General features: G+C 64.0%; 17 protein-coding genes and 1 tRNA gene. 7 read left to right on the top strand and 11 right to left on the bottom strand.

The annotated features are described in order from the left end of the window. Window positions 1-5 precede the first annotated feature (5 nt). The gene (locus FLO80_RS10280) at window positions 6-1,034 is read left to right on the top strand and encodes a serine/threonine protein kinase (RefSeq protein ID WP_111368041.1); all 1,029 of its coding nucleotides are present in this window, start codon (window positions 6-8) and stop codon (window positions 1,032-1,034) included. A 71-nt stretch (window positions 1,035-1,105) separates the two neighbouring features. Continuing rightward, a complete protein-coding gene (trxC, locus tag FLO80_RS10275; protein WP_111368039.1) occupies window positions 1,106-1,540 on the top strand; it encodes a thioredoxin TrxC in 435 nt (144 codons plus the stop codon). 9 nt (window positions 1,541-1,549) lie between these two features. On the opposite strand, the gene FLO80_RS10270 is transcribed toward trxC, so the two are convergent. From FLO80_RS10270 to FLO80_RS10225, 10 genes are all read right to left on the bottom strand, one after another. Further along, complete coding sequence (locus FLO80_RS10270; protein ID WP_111368037.1) at window positions 1,550-1,783, bottom strand: hypothetical protein; 234 nt, start codon at window positions 1,781-1,783, stop codon at window positions 1,550-1,552. A 232-nt stretch (window positions 1,784-2,015) separates the two neighbouring features. Further along, window positions 2,016-2,402, bottom strand: a complete 387-nt coding sequence (locus FLO80_RS10265) for a DUF302 domain-containing protein (RefSeq protein WP_111368035.1) — start codon at window positions 2,400-2,402, stop codon at window positions 2,016-2,018. 16 nt (window positions 2,403-2,418) lie between these two features. Further along, a complete protein-coding gene (locus tag FLO80_RS10260) occupies window positions 2,419-2,979 on the bottom strand; it encodes a L,D-transpeptidase (RefSeq protein ID WP_111368033.1) in 561 nt (186 codons plus the stop codon). A gap of 317 nt (window positions 2,980-3,296) precedes the next feature. Continuing rightward, window positions 3,297-3,503, bottom strand: a complete 207-nt coding sequence (locus tag FLO80_RS10255) for a cold-shock protein (RefSeq protein ID WP_111368031.1) — start codon at window positions 3,501-3,503, stop codon at window positions 3,297-3,299. Window positions 3,504-3,855: 352 nt separating this feature from the next. Beyond that, window positions 3,856-5,700, bottom strand: coding sequence for an ABC transporter ATP-binding protein (locus tag FLO80_RS10250; protein WP_111368029.1), 1,845 nt, complete (start codon window positions 5,698-5,700; stop codon window positions 3,856-3,858). Between the two features lie 3 nt (window positions 5,701-5,703). After that, window positions 5,704-6,576: a metallophosphoesterase family protein gene (locus tag FLO80_RS10245; RefSeq protein ID WP_111368023.1), complete on the bottom strand. Its 873-nt coding sequence runs from the start codon at window positions 6,574-6,576 to the stop codon at window positions 5,704-5,706. Window positions 6,577-6,646: 70 nt separating this feature from the next. Continuing rightward, window positions 6,647-8,200 (bottom strand): ABC transporter substrate-binding protein, encoded by a 1,554-nt coding sequence (locus FLO80_RS10240; RefSeq protein ID WP_111368021.1) that lies wholly within the window; start codon window positions 8,198-8,200, stop codon window positions 6,647-6,649. Window positions 8,201-8,283: 83 nt separating this feature from the next. Further along, window positions 8,284-9,174, bottom strand: coding sequence for an ABC transporter permease (locus FLO80_RS10235; RefSeq protein ID WP_111368018.1), 891 nt, complete (start codon window positions 9,172-9,174; stop codon window positions 8,284-8,286). Between the two features lie 2 nt (window positions 9,175-9,176). Continuing rightward, a complete protein-coding gene (locus FLO80_RS10230) occupies window positions 9,177-10,112 on the bottom strand; it encodes an ABC transporter permease (RefSeq protein WP_111368016.1) in 936 nt (311 codons plus the stop codon). Further along, on the bottom strand, window positions 10,112-10,876 hold the full coding sequence (locus tag FLO80_RS10225; RefSeq protein WP_111368014.1) for an HAD-IIA family hydrolase: 765 nt from the start codon (window positions 10,874-10,876) through the stop codon (window positions 10,112-10,114). The genes FLO80_RS10230 and FLO80_RS10225 overlap by 1 nt, the downstream gene beginning before the upstream one ends. Window positions 10,877-11,029: 153 nt before the next feature. On the opposite strand from FLO80_RS10225, the gene FLO80_RS10220 reads away from it, so the two are divergent. Beyond that, window positions 11,030-11,944 carry a LysR family transcriptional regulator gene (locus FLO80_RS10220; protein ID WP_111368012.1) on the top strand — a complete coding sequence of 305 codons (915 nt, stop codon included), beginning with the start codon at window positions 11,030-11,032 and terminating at the stop codon, window positions 11,942-11,944. Between the two features lie 279 nt (window positions 11,945-12,223). On the opposite strand, the gene FLO80_RS10215 is transcribed toward FLO80_RS10220, so the two are convergent. Further along, window positions 12,224-12,313, bottom strand: a tRNA-Ser gene (locus FLO80_RS10215). Window positions 12,314-12,558: 245 nt separating this feature from the next. On the opposite strand from FLO80_RS10215, the gene FLO80_RS10210 reads away from it, so the two are divergent. The 4 genes from FLO80_RS10210 to boxC all read left to right on the top strand — a co-directional run bounded on the left by FLO80_RS10210 (window position 12,559) and on the right by boxC (window position 17,170). After that, window positions 12,559-14,100, top strand: a complete 1,542-nt coding sequence (locus tag FLO80_RS10210) for a benzoate-CoA ligase family protein (RefSeq protein ID WP_111368009.1) — start codon at window positions 12,559-12,561, stop codon at window positions 14,098-14,100. Further along, window positions 14,100-14,897: an alpha/beta fold hydrolase gene (locus FLO80_RS10205; RefSeq protein WP_111368006.1), complete on the top strand. Its 798-nt coding sequence runs from the start codon at window positions 14,100-14,102 to the stop codon at window positions 14,895-14,897. The genes FLO80_RS10210 and FLO80_RS10205 overlap by 1 nt, the downstream gene beginning before the upstream one ends. A gap of 8 nt (window positions 14,898-14,905) precedes the next feature. Beyond that, window positions 14,906-15,391: a DUF309 domain-containing protein gene (locus tag FLO80_RS10200; RefSeq protein ID WP_146611058.1), complete on the top strand. Its 486-nt coding sequence runs from the start codon at window positions 14,906-14,908 to the stop codon at window positions 15,389-15,391. A gap of 117 nt (window positions 15,392-15,508) precedes the next feature. Next, entirely contained in the window at window positions 15,509-17,170 is a 1,662-nt protein-coding gene (gene boxC, locus FLO80_RS10195; RefSeq protein ID WP_111368002.1) for a 2,3-epoxybenzoyl-CoA dihydrolase, read from the top strand. Window positions 17,171-17,244 lie beyond the last annotated feature (74 nt).

Raw genomic sequence — 17,244 nt, 5'->3', positions numbered from 1 at the left:
AGGCCATGACCGAGACCACGATCACATTCGTTCCCGAGACGGTTCACAAGCGCGATGTGTTCTCGGAGACCGTCTCGGGGCACCTCGCCGAGCGACCGGAGTTCAAGGTGGTTCTGCGCAAGCTTGACGGGGTGCCGTGGTGGGCGCGCCCAGTGGCGTGGTTTCTGGCCCGGCGCGAGATTGCCGGGTTGCGCGCGGTTGCCGGCGTCGAGGGCGTGCCCGCGTTGCTGCGTGTGGATGGCGAGGGGTTGTTGCGTAGCTGGTCGCATGGGACGCCGCTGCAACTGGCCAAGCCGGATCACGCGGAATGGTATCGCGACGCCAGGCGGCTCTTGCGCGAGATGCGGCGGCGCGGGGTCACGCATAATGATATCGCCAAGCCGCAGAACTGGCTGATGACACCGGAGGGCCGGGCGGCGGTGATCGACTTTCAACTGGCCTCGGTCCATCGCAGGAAAGGCAAGATTTTCAGGGTGATGGCGCGGGAGGATCTGCGCCACCTGTTGAAACAGAAGCGCCGGTATGCGCCGCATCTTCTGACCGCGTCGGAGCGGCGGATGCTGGAGCGCAAGGCCTGGCCCACGCGGGTCTGGATGGCGACGGGCAAGCGGGCCTATAATTTCGTGACTAGGCGGCTGATGAACTGGTCGGACGGGGAGGGCACGGAGGACCGGATCGAGCGTGACGGCGCGGCGGTGCGCGCGGCGCTGATGCATGGCGGCGGGGTGCGCGAGGTGGCGCTCTTTACCTATGCATTGCCGGCGCGGGGCGTTGGGCTTTATGCCTTTGCCGAGACCGACTTGGATCACGCGGGGTTGCGGGCGCGCGTGGGCGAAGATCAAGCGGAGCTGGTTCAGCCCGTGACTGCCCTGCCACGACGGGCCGATGGGCGGCTGCGCGAGGATGCGTTGCAACTGGTGGCGACGAACCGGCTTGATGAGTTGGAAGCGATGATGGCGGGCGAACCCGAATTGGCCGAGGTTCTGAAGCCGATCATCGCGGGGCGGCAAAACCTGACCGACCGGATTTTTTAACCGGCTGAGGGGCTTTTCTTCGCCGGAGCATGTCATATATGTCCTTTTGAATGTGAGATCAGGAGGCTGACATGGCCCAATCCAAGAAACTGACCTGCCTTGACTGTGGGCAGGTGAACCGGGTGCCGGTGGACAAGCTGGGCGCGGGGGCGAAATGCGGCACATGCGGGGCGCGGTTGATGTCGGGCAAGGTGGCCGAGATCGACTTGGCGACGCTTGAAAAGGCGGCGCGGCATGACGAATTGCCCCTGGTGGTGGATTTCTGGGCGCCGTGGTGCGGGCCCTGCCGCATGATGGCGCCGGAATTTTCCAAGGCAGCGCAAGAGCTTGGCAGTCAGGCGCGCCTGGTCAAGCTGAACACCGAGGCGCATCCCAAGGCGGGAGCGAAATACGGCATACGCGGGATTCCGACCATGGCCGGTTTCGTCGGAGGGCGGGAAAAGGCGCGTCAGTCGGGTGCGATGCCCTCGGCGCAGATCGTGAACTGGGTGAAAACCGCAGTTTGAGACAGGGGCTCAGCGCGTGGCCTGTACCCGTGTTGAAACATCAGGCATGGTTTCAGGCGTGCCCAAGGCGCGGATGATCTGCGTGTGCAGGTAGATCCCGGCCATGATCAGCGCCGCCGGGACGATGGAGGTGACGAGGTAGATCATCAGGGCCTGAAGCCAGGAGGCGTCATAGCCGACAAGCGCAGTGATCGAAGCGGCGATTCCGCAGAAACCTGAGAGGAACATCACCAAAAGCGCCATGTTCGAACCTTTCTATCACCGTCTTCCTGCTCCCGTTTTCCCATTTTTTGACCGTAAATGTGCCGGAAATAGGGCGGGATTAGGGTTGAGGAGTGGCGGGATTTGATTCCGCCCGTTGCAACCCTGAGTTTATAACACGGAAGTTTACCTGAGGTAAACACGGAAGCCCGGGTGGTGGCAAAGATCAGCCGGCGGCGAATCGGGTGAGCCGTGAGGGGGGAGATGACCTGCATCAGATCTGCGCGACAATCTGGTCGAGCATGTCGCGCACCTTTGCGGCGACTGCCTTGAGTTCGTCATTGTCGATGGCGGCCATCGAGGCCCGCGGATCGACAGCCGACACCTCGACCCCGCCCGGCACGCTGCGCAGAATCACGTTGCAGGGCAACATCGCGCCGACCTTCGGCTCCTGGCCGATGGCCTCCCACGCCAATCCGGGGTTGCAGGCCCCGAGAATGCGGTAATCGTCGATGTCCTTGTCGAGCTTCTTCTTCATCGTGGCCTTGACGTCGATCTCGGTCAACACACCGAAGCCGGCATCCATCAGGGCCTTGCGGGTGCGGGCGTCGACCTCTTCGAAATCGGCATCGGCGATGGTGCGGTCGAGCGTGTAGGACATGAAAACTCCTGCAAAATCAGAGGACTGTAACCTTCGTGCCGAGTGGCACGCGTTCATAGAGGTCGATCGCGTGGTCGTTGATCATGCGGATGCAGCCATTCGACACGGAGCGCCCGATCGAACTGGGTTGGGTCGTGCCGTGGATACGGTAATAGGTGTCGCGCCCGTTCTGGAAAAGATAGAGCGCGCGGGCGCCGAGCGGGTTGTCGGGGCCGCCGGGTTGGACGTAGTCGTTGTCCTTGAACTTGGCGTAGGTCTTGGGCTCGCGCTCGATCATCTCATCGGTGGGGCGCCATGTGGGCCATTTCTTTTTCACGTCGATCGTGGCGGTGCCGGTGAATTCCAGCCCGGCTTTGCCCACGCCCACGCCGTAACGCAGGGCGCTGCGGGGTTCGGTGATGAAGTAGAGAAAGTGCGCCTTGGGCAGAACCAGGAGCTGCCCCGGGGCGTAAGCTGCTGAAATCTTTACGGTTTGGGGAACGAAGACCGGGTCGAGCTGGAACGCGGCACGGGCCACGTGGGGGGCGGCGAGAGTCGAAGCGGCAGCGGTGGTAAGGAAGGTACGACGGTTGAACATGGTTGATCCCAAAGGTTTGTTTTTTCCGATTTTGCCATGCGGGGCGAAAATATCAATATATGCCTACCCGATCGCACGAAATCGTTAAAGCCCCGTGGCCATGGCCGAATCAGGGGGGTGACCTGCGTGCACCATCCGGCTGCTGCCCGGCTGCCGGGGGAAACGGCCTATCGGGGGGCCACAGGTGGTTAACGCGGCGCGCGGGGTAAAGCCTTCGTGAAGGATGCGCGCGGTCCCTCACGTGCATGCCAAACGCAAAACGCGGCCCACGAGGGGCCGCGTTCGATCATGTCGTCCCGAGTGATCGGGGAAAGGCGTCAGGCCAGCGAGATGTTGGTCGCCGATTCGCGGCCATCACGGCCGGCTTCGACGTCAAACGTCACTTTCTGATCGTCTGCGAGGCTGGTGAGGCCCGAACGCTCAAGCGCGCTGATGTGGATGAAAACATCCTTGCCGCCCGTTTCGGGTGCGATGAAGCCGAAGCCTTTAGTTGCGTTGAACCATTTTACGGTGCCATTGGCCATATCCGTAGTCTCCATAAATATTGTTGCCCACATTATTGCGGCAACCCGGCGTAGTCGGTCTGGATCGAGTGACTGAACGCCGTGTGAAGGGAGACAGTGGGTCGAAAAAGAATAACATTTGCGACGACCCCTATGAGGGATAGCGAAGCATATAGCAAGAGAAATCGGTGGCGCCGGGAATGATGGTGGCGGCGCGTCGCCATGCCGTTGGTGCGGCGCCGCCAGTCGCGGGCCTGAAACTCGCCGGGACCGGAGCCAGATCAGGGATATTCCGCGTTACGGTCAGAGGCAATCGCCGACATATCGGCCGGCGCGCCCGCCCGGAGGCATCCCGCGCACGGAATCATCAGTTTCAACAATGCTGAGTTTCACGAACCGCCGGGGCGCTGACGTCGTCGTGTTCCTTTGCTTGCGGCAATTGGGGCGGTATTGCCAACAACAGGGATTCTATCCCGTCCTGAGCCGCGACGAAATGGTCCTCGGCCACCCGAACCATGACTGCCTCGGGCGGCTGCTGTCCTGTCGGCAACAGCAATCCGGGGGGCGTCGGGGCGGCGAGCTCGGGTTGCAGACCCTTGCGGCGGGAGGGGTCCGGCACGGGAATGGCCGAGAGAAGGCGTTGCGTATAGGGGTGCTGCGGGTTGTGCAGCACATCCTCGGTGCGGCCCGTCTCGACGATCTGCCCGGCCCACATGACGGCGATCCGGTGGCTGACGCGCTCGACCACCGCGATGTCGTGGGAAATGAACAGGAAGGACACCCCGTCCTCGGCCTGCAACCGGCCCATCAGGTCGGTGATCTGGCGCGCGACCGACACGTCGAGCGCCGAGACAGCCTCATCGGCCAGGATGAGGGCGGGACGCACCGAGAGCGCACGGGCGATACAGAGCCGCTGACGCTGCCCGCCGGAGAACTGATGCGGGAAACGATCGGCCGCGTCGGGTTCGAGACCGACTTTTTCCAGGAGTTCTGCGGCAAGGGCCCGGCGGGCGCGGCGCGACAGGCGGGCATGGATATGGGCCGGCTCGGTGATCAGATCGACGACGGGCATGCGCGGGTTGAGACTGGCGAACGGATCCTGGAACACCATCTGGACACGCTGGCGCAGGGATTGCATCTCGGCACCGCCAAGATGCGTGATGTCCTGCCCTTCAAGCCGAATCCGTCCACCGCTTGGCGCGATGAGCCGCATCACCGCGCGGGCCAGGGTGGATTTACCGCAACCGGATTCGCCAACCAGCCCCAGTGTCTCGCCCGGCGCGATGGAGAACGAGACGTCGTTGACAGCATGATAGTCAAGGTCCGCGCCGCGCCGCAGTCCGCGCCGCACCGCAAAGCGCACCGCGAGGTTTTCGACCGCGAGCACCGGCGCCTTTGCGCTGCGCAGCGGCTTGGGCGCGCCGCTGCCCAGCTTCGGGGTCGCCGCCATGAGCGTCCGGGTATAGGCTGCGCGTGGGCGGAGAAACACGTCCTCGACGCCGCCTTCCTCGACCTTCATGCCTGACTTCAGCACGACGACGCGCTCGGCGAGGCTGGCCACCACGCCCATGTCATGGGTGATGAACAGAACCGCCATTCCGATCTCGTCCTGCAACTGCCGCATCAGGGCCAGAATCTCGGCCTGGGTGGTGACGTCGAGCGCGGTGGTGGGTTCATCGGCGATCAGCAGGTCGGGTCGACAGGCCAGCGCCATCGCGATCATCACCCGCTGGCGCAGGCCGCCCGACAGCTCATGCGGGAACTGGTCGAGGCGGCGGTCGGGCTCGGGTATCTTCACACGGGCGAGCGCGTCGCGCGCGGCAAGCCGGGCCGCGTCGGTGCCCAGCCCCTGATGCAGCCGCATGACCTCGGCAACCTGTTCGCCCAGCGGCATCACCGGGTTGAGCGCGGTCATCGGTTCCTGAAAGATCATCGAAACACGGTTTCCGCGCACCTGTTGCATCTGCCGGTCGCTCAGTGTCGAAAGCTCCAGTGTGGGGGTGCCGTGCAATACGATCCGCCCGCCGTCGATGCGCCCGCCCTCGCGCTCGATCAGGCGCAGGATCGCCAGCGCGGTGGCGGATTTGCCGGACCCGGATTCGCCCACCAGCGCCAGCGTTTCCCCCCTTGCGATATCGAAGGAGAGATCACGAACCGCATTGTGCGAGCCGAAACTCAGGCTCAGGTTTTCGAGCGTCAGGAGCGGGGAACGGGTCATGGCTTACCCTTTGGATTGCGAGTGGCGGGCACGCAGCTCGGGATGGGCGTGAAATTCGGGCAGCGCGGGGGTCCAGCGCTGGGCGGTGGGGTGAAGCTCGGCGCGGAAGGGGTCTTCGCCGGCGACCTGCCAATGGATGGTGTCGCCAAGTTCGATCACCCCCATGGCGCCGGCCGGCTCGCCGCCATTGGTAAAGCTCTCGGTCAGCGATTGCTGGGTCAGGTGCGGGATTCCGTCCACCGTGTTCACCGTGTTCCAGTGCACATGACCAGCCAGGCAGACGACCGGCACCCGGGCCTGGGCAAGGGCGGCGCGGGCGCGCTCGGCCATCGGATAGGTGGCGTGACCCGGATTGTTCTGGAAGTAGTAGTTCCCGATCTGCGAGTGCCCCGAGAGCGGCACGTGACTGACCACGAGAAGCGGGCGGTCGGCGGCCTGTGCGGTGCGCGACAGCCACAGCAGGTCGGCCTCGCGCAGGACGAAACCGGAATGGTCGGCGCCGCGATAGATCCGGCTGTCGGCGCGCCACAGCGCGATGCGCCAGCCGTCGATATCGTGGGTTTCATGGCCGAGGCCTTGTCCGAGGATCTCCTCGTTCTGCGCGACGCTCAGATGATCGCGGTCGTGGTTGCCGTTGAGGTGCCAGATCGGTTTGTCCACCGCGCGGAACGCTTCGGCCACCTCGGTCTGAAGGCGAAGATCCGTGTCTTGGTCGGCGTCCGAGATCCGGTCACCCAGGTCGAGGACATGGGTCACAGCGGCATCGTGAACATAGCGGGCGAATTCTTCCATCAACCCCAGGGCGGTATCGCCGCGCTTGGTGGCGGAGGGCTGGCCGTGGTGAATATCGGCGACGATGGCGAGGCGCAGTGTCATGGCGGGGTCTTTCCTGAAAGAAGTCCGGGGGGTCGGCCCGCCCCGGATGTGCGGGGCGGGCCGGGATTGCTCAGTTCGATGCGAAGGAGATCGAACCGGCGCGGAAGTCGAGTACATAGGGGATGTGGCCGGGCTTGGGTGACCAGTTGACGTCCTTGCGCATCGCCCAGCTTTCATAGGGGCGGTAGAGCGGCAGCACCGGGGGGTCCTGCTTGATGCGGTCCATCAACTCGGCATAGGCGACCTTGCGGGCCTTTGTGTCCGAGGAAAAGCGGAAGCGCTCCCAGATGTCCGCATACTCGGCGTCGGTGTTGAAGCGGCCTTCGCCCTCGGACGGGCCATGGGGCGCCCACATTACCCCGAATGAACCGAACGGATCGGAGAAATACATCGGGTTCGACCAGTTGCGCGCCATCATCTCGGGGTCGCCGCCGGTCCATTTGTCCTGCACGTCGACCTTGGCGTTGATGCCCACCTCTTGCCACATCTCGGTGATGGCCTGAGCCGCCAGCAGGCCGTTGGTGTAATAGGTGGGGAAGCTGGTATAGACGATTTCCGCCCCGTCATACCCGGCCTCTTCCAACAGCGCGCGGGCGCGCTCGGGGTCGTATTCGAAGGTGGTCAGCTCTGGCATGTAGAGCTCGCCGAATTCCTCGAGCGTGTGGGTCGACGGAACCACCGCCTTGCCCAGCCACAGCGCCTCGTTCAGCAGGTCGCGATCAATCGCAAGGCTCATCGCCTGACGGATGCGCGGATCGCGCAGTTCGGGGTGGTTCACGTTCATGATCATGACGTGGAACAGCGGCGTCGCGCTGCCCACGGTGCGCAGGTTCGGGTCGGTCTCGATCATCGCCAGTTGATCAGGGGCGATATTGGTGACGATGTCGGCCTCGCCGGTTTTCAGGGCGGTCACGCGCGACGCGGTCTCGGGGACCTGCCGAACGGTGGCCCGGGCCAGCGGCGCCGTTTCGCCCCAGAAGTCGTCGAAGCGTTCATAGACCACGCGCTCGCCGGGGATGAATTCGGCGACGCGGTAGGGACCGGTGCCGACGGGGGCCAGCGAGAAGGCTTCGAAATCGTCATGTTCGGCGACCTGCGGATCACCGGTCAGGCCCTTGGTATATTCCTCGGGGATGATCATGACCTGTTGCAGGTTCAGCAGCGTTTCCCAAAGCGGCTCTTCCTTCTCGACGCTGATCCGCACCGTGAAATCATCGACCTTTTCGGCCTTGACGAAGTTGCTCAACCGGTCGCGCGAGCGAACCACGTAGGGCGGAAAATCGGCCTGATACATGCGGTTGAGCGAGAATACGACGTCATCGGCGGTCATCGGTTCGCCATTGTGAAAGACGACGCCCTCGCGCAGTTTCAGCTCCATCACCTTTGGCTCGACCAGAGTCCATTCGGTGGCGAGCGCCGGCTGCCATTCGGCATCCAGCTTGTCGTGGTTCTTGCCGATGAGGGTGTCGAAGCTGTTGTAGTAGAATTGCGAACCGACATTGGAATGATCGCGGCCCGGGTCGAGATAGTCCGACACGTTGGCGGCGCCGACGGTGATTTCCTGCGCGGCAAGGCCGGTGGAAAGCCCGGCGGCAAGGGCGGTTGATAGCAGCAGTCTCAGCATTGGTTTTCTCCGTGGTGCTGGATTGATCGGGTGAAGGGCGGAACCTTTCCGGTCCTCTGTTATTGGTATTTCGCTGGATCGGGTCATCGAGCGCGCAACTTCACGTCAGCGCCGTCGCGCAGCCAGTCGCCGAGGATCTGCACTGCGAAGGTGATGAAGAGGATCATCATCGCCGGCGCCACGACGATCCAGGGCGCGCTGGGCATGTAGTCGCGCCCGATGCCGACCATGGCACCGAGGGTTGCGGTCGGGGGCTGCACGCCCAGGCCGAGGAAGGAGAGCGTGCTTTCCAGAAGAACGATATTCGAGAGCGACAGGGTGAACTGCACCACGAGCGGCGAGACGATATTCGGCAAAAGATGATGCCGTGCGATCCGCAGTGGACCGGCTCCGGCCGCGCGGGCGGCCTCGATGAAGGGCATGTTCATGAGCCGCCGCACCTCGCCGCGCACGATGCGGGCATATTGTTCCCAGCCGGCGAGGCCGAGCACCAGTACGATAACCTCGATGGAACTGCCGAGGATGGCGAGCAGGAACAGGGCGACCAAGGTGAAGGGCACCGCGATCTGGGTGTCGACGGCGGCCATGACCGTTGCCTCGGTCCGCCCGCCCACAACCCCCGCGAGCAGGCCGAGCGTGCCACCGAAGAGGAGCCCCAGCGTGGCGCCGAGCCCCGCCAGCATCAGCGTCAGTTGCAGACCGTGAAGGCTTCGAGACAAGACATCGCGGCCGAGCTCGTCGGTGCCCAGAAGATAGCCTTCCTTGGCGCGCTCAAATCCCAGCGGTGGGCGCAGGCGCGAGATCAGGCTTTGCGCATTGGGATCGAAGGGCGCGATCAGCGGAGCGAAGATGGCCAGGACGACCAGCATCACCCCGATCAGGATTGCGACCTTGCGGATCGGATCGGCGCCGCGCCAGAGCCGATAGGCGGTGGCAGGCAACGACGTGGCGGGAACAGCGATGGAATGGGTCATTGTCAGTTTCCCCCTTTCACTGTGTGGCGCAACCGCGGATCGGCCCAGGCATAGGCAAGGTCGACGAGCGCGTTGATCACGATGACGGCGAGTGCTACGGTCAGAACGCCGAATTGCAGCACGGGGTAGTCTCTGCGCACCGCCGCGCTGACCAGCAGGTCACCGATGCCGGGCCAGGAGAAGATCGCCTCGATCACCACCGATCCGGCGGCCGCTATCCCGGCGACCTGCAACCCGATCACCGACAGGATGGTGATACCGGCGTTCCGCAATCCGTGCTTGATGATGACGTGGCCTTCCGACAGGCCCTTGGCCCGCGCGGTGCGCATGAAATCCTGTCCCAGGACATCGAGCATGGCGTTGCGGGTAAACCGGGTGAGCGCGGCAATCAGGACACCCGCCATGGCAATGGTCGGCATGATGAAATGCAGCGCCGTGCCGTTGCCCACCACGGGAAGCCAGTTCAGCCAGTAGGAGAAGATCAGCATCATCAGGACGGCCAGCACGAAATTCGGCACCGCGTAGCCGAGAAAGGCCACCATCATCACCGCGCTGCCAATCCAGCTGTCGCGCCAGATCGCGGCGACGATGCCCAGCGGGATCGATACCAGAAGGGTCAGCGTCATCGCCGCAAGCAAGAGTTGGGCGGAGGGCCAGATGCGCTCCAGCACGATGTCCGAGACCGGGCGACGTTCGATGAAGGACAGGCCGAACTGCCCGTCGGTGAAGGACTTCAGGAAGGCCAGATACTGGGTGAAGAGCGGCCGATCGAGTTCGTAGTAGGAAATCAGCAATTCTCGGTCTTCGCTGGTTATCCCGTCGCCGACCACGAAATCCACCGCATTGCCCGACAGGCGGGTTGCGAAGAACACCACGGTGACGATCACGAAAAAGGTGATCGCCATCCGTGTCAGGGTGCGCAGGGCATAGCTCAGCATCAGCAGGCTCCGGTTTTCAAGGACAGGACGCAAGCGTCGCCCGGGCGGGCCAGTTGCACGAATTCCACCCCCGCGGCGGCCGCCGCTACACCGTCGGTCTCGGGCGTGTCGCCGATGAACACGGCGGCCCCCGGTGTGGCGTTGGCACGCCGCAGGGCCTCGCGCAGCAGGTCGGGCGCGGGCTTGCCGAGACTCAGGGGTTTTGCCCGGGGCAGGATGGCGGCCACCGCGGCCCAAAGCGCGCCGGTCTCGGGCTGCGGCGTGCCGTCGGCCCCCGGATGGCTGGGGTCGGGATTGGTCAGGGTCACGGGCACACCGGCATGGGCCAGCGCGGCGATGCGGGCAATGTCGGCAAAGCAAAGCGCCCGGTCGCGCGCCAGGATCACCATTTCAGGATGCGCGCGGTCGCACACGAAGCCCAGGCCATCGGCCAGCGCCCGCAGGGGAGGCTCGGCGTAGAGCGCAAGCCGGGCGCCGGGGCGCACCGCCTGAAGCGAGCGCAGGGTCATCTCTCCGGCCAGAACGATGCGGTCCGGCAAAAGGTGCAGGCCCAATCGGGTCAGGCGATCGGACAGGGTTTGCGCGGTGTCCGTGGAATTGTTCGAGACGATCCACAGCCGGTCGGCGCACCGATCGAACAACTCCGACACATCCGGCAGGACCGTGTCGCCGGAAATCAGGCAGCCGTCCAGATCGGCCAGGATGGCGGCCCGGCGCGGCCAGGGTCCATCGAGAAAATGTCGCAGGCGGACGGGATCGGTCATGCCAAGGTCTCTCCGTTCGGGGCAATGCCCCGGCAGCGCCCTCCTTGGCGCCGGTATGTGCGTATCAGGGGCCGGCAGCGTGCCGGGCGTTGCGGTGGATATGAGCCCCGACTGTAACCGTGCCGTTACGTTTGGAAGTGTATGTTGCAGTGTATGAAAGCATCGGTTTCAGAAGCGGCCTCGGGCCTCTCACTTTCCCGTTTGCGCGCCCTTACGGCGGTTGCGGAGGAAGGGTCCTATTCCGCTGCGGCGCGTCGAATCGGCGTCTCTCACTCTGCCGTCGCCCAGCAGATCCGCGATCTGGAGCGGGTGTATGAAATTCACCTCTTCGACCGTGTGCGCGGGGTGATGCGCCCGACGCCAACCTGCCTCGAGCTTTGCGATATCGGCAACCGCATGCAGGAGGCCGAACGCGATGCCGTCCGGGTGCTGGCGCGGCGCGGGCCCACGGGTCAGCATAGGCTGCGGGTGGGGTTGGGAAACTCGATGCCGGGCATTGCCATCGTCGGACAGGTGCTGGCCCAGCATCCAAGCCTGACCGTCACCGTCGAAAGCGGTTCGCATCAGGATATCATGGCCGCCGTGTCACGACGCGAGGTCGATGTCGCCGTGCTGCCCGACCTGCCCGCCGACACCCGGTTTCGGCGCGCACCCGTCCTGTCGCAGGAAGTGGTCGCGATCGTGTCGCCCGATAATCCGATGGCCGACCAGCACGAAGTCACTCTGGAGCGTCTGGCCGCCAGCCAACTGGTGTTCCGCTCTCCCGGCTCGTCAACTCAGAAGATCGTCGACCGTGCGTTCCGCCAGGCCGGGTTCGCCCCACAGCCACGGCTGACGGCGGACACGCGCGATGCGGTCTACGAGGCGGTCGCGCTGGGAATCGGGGTCGGGTTCATGTGGCGCTTTGGAACCTATCGTTCGGATACCGTGCACCGGATCAAAGTTCCGGAATTTCGTTCGCGCGTGGACGAGGTGGTGTTTGCGCTTGCCGATGAGCGCAATGTGTTGATCGATCTCTTTTTCACCATCGCGGCGCAGTTCCGCCCGGATGTGAAGATGCAGGTATGATCGCTTTGGGAACTGTCGTTTCAATCGTGTCCCGCTGTCGCGGCGCTTTTACGTCAGCCTGTCACCTTGACCCGCGTTCGCACCGATCTGCGGTGCCCCCATGGGCTGCGCTCCAGCTTCCCTGGGGAGAGGGTCGAGATCTCGCTCCCGCGCGATGTCGGGAGTGAACAACTAGCACACCTTTGGTAATAGCCCCCATTGCCATCCTTGCCCAATCGCTTTTCCTATGTGGGGAATGGCGAGTATTGATATAATTTTACCAATAAAATCAATGGCAGGTGGCGGAGGAGGTGGGATTCGAACCCACGGTGGGCGTGAACCCACGCCGGTTTTCAAGACCGGTGCATTCGACCACTCTGCCACTCCTCCGGTTCGCTTTGGTTAATGAAGTCATCGCGATTCTAGAAGAGCCTGTTTTGGCGTTTGGGCGAAATCTCCATGTGAGCGTGCGTTAGGTCGACCATTGGGCGTGGCGTGGGCGTCCAATTAGCTTGCGCATTATCTTGCATGCATCGGGGTGGTGTGCATTATATAGCATAAGCGCGAGTCGCGGTGACGCGACGCCGCCCGGGAGGGGGCGGGAAGAGCGGTCGGCAGGACAGGGAGGAAACCGGATGTCTGACAACCAGAATGCGGCAATCTATTTCGTTGAGCGTCATCTTGCAGAGGGGCGGGCCGAGAAGCCCGCGTTCCGCGAGGCGGCGGGTGCGCGGCGCGAGATGAACTATGGTCAGCTTGCGGATCAGAGCGCGCGGTTTGCCGGGGCGCTGGCCCGGGCGGAAATTCGGCGCGAGGAGCGTATCCTGCTCCTGATGCTCGATACCAATGATCTGCCCGTGGCGTTCTGGGGGGCGATCCGGGCGGGGGTGGTGCCGATCCCACTCAACACGTTGCTGGCGGCTTCGGTCTATGACGAGATCTTTCATGACAGTCGCGCCTCGGCGCTGTTCGTGTCGGCCGAACTTTACGAGACGATCAAGCCCGCCCTGTCCCGTAACCCGTTCATCCGCGATGTGGTCGTGGTGGGGGGCGATGCGCCCGCGGGCACGACATCCTTCGAAACATTCATGGCGGGCGCGGAGCCGGTGCCGCCGGTGGTGGCGAGCGAGGACGAGATTGCTTTCTGGCTCTATTCCAGCGGATCGACCGGGCGGCCCAAGGGGGTCAAGCACGTGCATGGGGCGCTCAGGGCCACATCGGACAGCTATGGCGCGCAGGTCTTGCAGATCCGCGAAGACGATGTGGTGTTCTCGGCGGCGAAGATCTTTTTCGCCTACGGGTTGGGCAATGCGATGACATTCCCGATGTCGGTGGGCGCGACGACGATTCTGTTCAATGGGCGACCGACGCCCGAAACCGTCTCCGATATCCTGAAAAACGAACGGCCCACGGTATTTTGCGGGGTGCCGACGCTCTATGCCGCGTTGTTGCATCATTGGGAGTCGGACGGGACATGCCCCGACGCGCCGTTGCGGACCTCGATTTCCGCAGGCGAGGCGTTGCCGTCCGAGATCGGGCGGAAGTGGAAGGCACTGTGCGGGACCGACATCATGGATGGTGTGGGATCGACCGAGATGCTGCATATCTTCCTGTCGAACAAGCCGGGGGATATCGAATACGGCACCTCGGGGACGGCGGTGCCGGGCTACGATGTGCGGCTGGTCGATGAGACCGGCGAGGAAGTCGGCCCGGGCGAGGTTGGCGAGCTTCTGGTGCGGGGGGCCTCGGCGGCGGAAGGATACTGGAACCAGCGCGGCAAGAGCCGGGCGACCTTCGAGGGCGAATGGACCCGCACCGGTGACAAGTACGAGCGCACCGAGGCGGGGCGTTTCATTTACTGTGGCCGCACCGATGACATGTTCAAGGTCTCGGGCATCTGGGTCAGCCCGTTCGAGGTGGAGCAGGCGCTGATGTCGCATCCCGGTGTTCTGGAGGCGGCGGTGGTGGCATGGCGCGACGAGGAGGAACTGGAAAAGCCCAAGGCGTTTGTCGTGCTCAAGGGCGGGGCGGACGAGGCGGTTCTGTCGGACCTCAAGGATTTTGTGAAAGAGCGGATCGGCAAGTGGAAATATCCCCGCTGGGTCGAGGTGGTGGACGAATTGCCCAAAACGCCGACCGGCAAGATCCAGCGGTTCAAGCTGCGCAAGGGGGCGTGATGGCGCGTGCCGGGGCAGAAGGCACCGGGTTCGTCGAGGTCGATGGTCGGCGGCTGGAATACCGGATGGTGGGGCCCGCGCCGGGTGATGGGCCAGTGATCGTGTTGTTGCACGAGGGGCTGGGCTGTGTCGCGTTGTGGCGGGATTTTCCCGAGCGGTTGGCGGCGGCCACGGGCATGGGGGTCTTTGCCTATTCGCGGGCGGGATATGGGCAATCGGACTCCAGGCCGCTGCCCTGGCCGCTGGATTACATGACGCGCGAGGCGCGAGAGGTGGTGCCGGGCGTACTGAATGCGGTGGGGGCCGAGCAGGTCGTTCTGATGGGGCATAGCGACGGGGCGACGATTGCGGCGATCCACGCGGGGCAGGTGCGGGATGCGCGGGTGCGGGGGGTGATCCTGATGGCGCCGCATTTCTTTACCGAGCCGGTGGGCCTTGCCGCGATTGCCGAGGCGAAGCGCGCGTATGATGCGGGTGGGTTGCGCCAGCGGATGGCGAAATATCACCGTGACCCGGACAATGCCTTTCGTGGCTGGAACGATGCGTGGCTGGCCGAGGGGTTTCGGGAATGGAACGTGGCCGCTGCGATCGACGGCATCGGGGTTCCGGTGCTGGCGATCCAGGGTGAGGGGGATGAATATGGCACGCTGGCCCAGATCGAGGAGATCGAGGCGCGGGCGAATGTGCCGGTGGAGCGGCTGATCCTGCCCGATTGCGGGCATGCGCCGCAGTTCGACCAACCCGGGGCGGTGCTGGCGGCGGTCGGGGATTTCCTGTCCCGGCGGGTTGCAAGGTGAAGGCCGTGATGGATATCGCGCTGCCGGATCGGGCCTATGTGCCGGGGCAGGGCGCGCGGCATCCCGAGGGGGCGTTCGATCATCTGCGCGCGACGGCGCGACCGGGGATGAGCGCCGATGCGCTGGCCCGGTCGGAGGCGTGGCGCGGGGGGCTTTGGTTCCTGACGCAGGGATATTTCTGGGAGGCGCATGAGGTGATCGAGCCGGTCTGGATGGCGCTGCCGCCCAATTCGGCCGAGCGGCGGATGGCGCAGGCGGTGATCCAACTGGCCAACGGGGCCTTGAAGCTCAGGATGGGGCGGCCGGGTGCGGCGGCGCGGCTGGCCGGTCAGGTCGAGACGTTGTGCGGTGAAATCGCGGGGCCGGTGATGGGTGTTCACGGCGCGGAGATGCGCGCGGCGGCGGCGGCCCTGCGCAACGGGCAGGAGGGTAGCGATTCGGAGGTGTGCATTATAATGCGCATAATCTGTTGCCGGTTTTGTGAGGAAAAATAGGAAATACTTGTAAATCAGCAAGTTAAGATTGGCATTATCTTGCATGCATGAGTTTACAGCCCCGGCTTAAGGAATTATGATGCAACGACAGGGAGGCCCCGAAAGGGGTGAGCGCGAATGACCGAGAAGATGATCGACTTTCAGACCGACCCGTCGAAATACCGCCATTGGCGGGTGGAGTATGACGGCCCCGTCGCCAATCTCTACATGGATGTGGACGAGGATGGCGGGCTGTTCGAGGGCTATCAACTCAAGCTCAATTCCTATGATCTCGGTGTCGATATCGAGTTGAGCGATATCGTGCAGCGGATGCGGTTCGAGCATCCCGAGGTCAAGGTGGTGGTGATGCGGTCGGGCAAGGACAACGTGTTCTGCGCCGGGGCGAATATCCGCATGCTGGGCGGCGCGGCGCATTCCCACAAGGTGAATTTCTGCAAGTTCACCAACGAGACTCGCAACACTTACGAGGCAGCCGAGGCCGATAGCGGGCAGAAATACATCGCCGCCATCAAGGGATCGTGCGCCGGGGGTGGATACGAACTGGCGCTGGCCTGCAATTACATCATGTTGACCGATGACAGCACGTCGAACGTGGCGCTGCCCGAGGTGCCGCTTCTGGCGGTGCTGCCGGGCACGGGCGGCCTGACGCGGGTGACGGACAAGCGACAGATGCGGCGCGACCGGGCCGATGTGTTCTGTGCCATGGAAGAGGGCATTCGCGGCAAGCGCGCCAAGGAATGGAAGCTGGTTGACGAGGTGGTGCCGAATTCGCGCTTTGACGACACGGTGGCCGAGCGGGCGCGCGAATTCGCCGCCGCATCGCCCCGGCCGGATGACGTGACGGGGATCTCGCTGACCCCGCTCAAGCGCGAGATCGGGGCGGACGCGGTGACCTATTCGACGGTCGAGGTCGAGCTTGACCGCAAGGGGCGCAAGGCGACGATCACGGTGAAGGGGCCGGAGGGTGACGCGCCTGCGGATATGGATGCGTTTGTCGCGCAGGGCGCCGAGGCATGGATGCTGCGCGCGGCACGTGAATTGGACGATGCGATTTTGCATCTGCGGCTCAACGAGATGGAGCTGGGCCTGTGGGCGATCCGCACCGAAGGAGACCCGGCACAGGTGATGGCGCACGAGGCGCTGTTGCTGGACAATCGCGATCACTGGCTGGCCAACGAGGTTCTGCAACTGTGGAAGCGGGTGTTGAAGCGGGTCGATGTGACCTCGCGCAGCCTTGTGGCGCTGGTCGAGCACGGGTCGTGTTTCGCCGGGGTTCTGGCCGAGCTTCTGTTCGCGGTGGACCGATCCTACATGATGGAAGACGAGTTCGAGGGCGACAATCGCCCAATGGCGAGCGTGACGCTATCGCAGAGCAATTTCGGGCAATACCCGATGGGGAACGATCTGAGCCGCCTTGCGACGCGGTTCATCGGTGACGAGGCGTCGGTCGAGGCGGCGCGGGCGCAGATCGGCGAGGCGCTGGAGGCCGAAGAGGCCGATGAGCTTGGCCTCGTGACCTATATCCTCGATGACATCGACTGGGAGGACGAGATCCGCATCTTCATGGAGGAGCGCGCGAGTTTCAGCCCCGATGCGATGACCGGCATGGAGGCGAACCTGCGCTTTACCGGGCCGGAGACGATGGAGACCCGCATCTTTGGCCGTCTGACCGCGTGGCAGAACTGGATCTTCAACCGTCCGAACGCAGTCGGTCCGGACGGAGCCTTGCAACGGTATGGCAGCGGTGTGCGCGGCGATTACAACATGGAACGTGTGTGATGAATGATGGGCCGGGCCGAGCCCTGGTTCATAGCAAATCCGGGCGTGGGGCGTATTCACCTCGCCAACCCGGC

This window comes from Aquicoccus porphyridii (assembly GCF_008369105.1).
GTDB classification, from domain to species: domain Bacteria; phylum Pseudomonadota; class Alphaproteobacteria; order Rhodobacterales; family Rhodobacteraceae; genus Aquicoccus; species Aquicoccus porphyridii.
This window is presented reverse-complemented; position numbering and strand designations above follow the sequence as displayed.

Bases quoted from the DNA above. Each gene is read 5' to 3' on its own strand.
- FLO80_RS10210 (WP_111368009.1), top strand. From the start codon at position 12,559: ATGTCTGACAACCAGAATGCGGCAATCTATTTCGTTGAGCGTCATCTT.
- FLO80_RS10220 (WP_111368012.1), top strand. From the start codon at position 11,030: ATGAAAGCATCGGTTTCAGAAGCGGCCTCGGGCCTCTCACTTTCCCGT.
- FLO80_RS10270 (WP_111368037.1), bottom strand. From the start codon at position 1,783: ATGGCGCTTTTGGTGATGTTCCTCTCAGGTTTCTGCGGAATCGCCGCT.
- trxC (WP_111368039.1), top strand. From the start codon at position 1,106: ATGGCCCAATCCAAGAAACTGACCTGCCTTGACTGTGGGCAGGTGAAC.
- boxC (WP_111368002.1), top strand. From the start codon at position 15,509: ATGACCGAGAAGATGATCGACTTTCAGACCGACCCGTCGAAATACCGC.
- FLO80_RS10205 (WP_111368006.1), top strand. From the start codon at position 14,100: ATGGCGCGTGCCGGGGCAGAAGGCACCGGGTTCGTCGAGGTCGATGGT.
- FLO80_RS10230 (WP_111368016.1), bottom strand. From the start codon at position 10,112: ATGCTGAGCTATGCCCTGCGCACCCTGACACGGATGGCGATCACCTTT.
- FLO80_RS10250 (WP_111368029.1), bottom strand. From the start codon at position 5,700: ATGACCCGTTCCCCGCTCCTGACGCTCGAAAACCTGAGCCTGAGTTTC.
- FLO80_RS10245 (WP_111368023.1), bottom strand. From the start codon at position 6,576: ATGACACTGCGCCTCGCCATCGTCGCCGATATTCACCACGGCCAGCCC.
- FLO80_RS10260 (WP_111368033.1), bottom strand. From the start codon at position 2,979: ATGTTCAACCGTCGTACCTTCCTTACCACCGCTGCCGCTTCGACTCTC.
- FLO80_RS10200 (WP_146611058.1), top strand. From the start codon at position 14,906: ATGGATATCGCGCTGCCGGATCGGGCCTATGTGCCGGGGCAGGGCGCG.
- FLO80_RS10240 (WP_111368021.1), bottom strand. From the start codon at position 8,200: ATGCTGAGACTGCTGCTATCAACCGCCCTTGCCGCCGGGCTTTCCACC.
- FLO80_RS10225 (WP_111368014.1), bottom strand. From the start codon at position 10,876: ATGACCGATCCCGTCCGCCTGCGACATTTTCTCGATGGACCCTGGCCG.
- FLO80_RS10280 (WP_111368041.1), top strand. From the start codon at position 6: ATGACCGAGACCACGATCACATTCGTTCCCGAGACGGTTCACAAGCGC.
- FLO80_RS10265 (WP_111368035.1), bottom strand. From the start codon at position 2,402: ATGTCCTACACGCTCGACCGCACCATCGCCGATGCCGATTTCGAAGAG.
- FLO80_RS10235 (WP_111368018.1), bottom strand. From the start codon at position 9,174: ATGACCCATTCCATCGCTGTTCCCGCCACGTCGTTGCCTGCCACCGCC.
- FLO80_RS10255 (WP_111368031.1), bottom strand. From the start codon at position 3,503: ATGGCCAATGGCACCGTAAAATGGTTCAACGCAACTAAAGGCTTCGGC.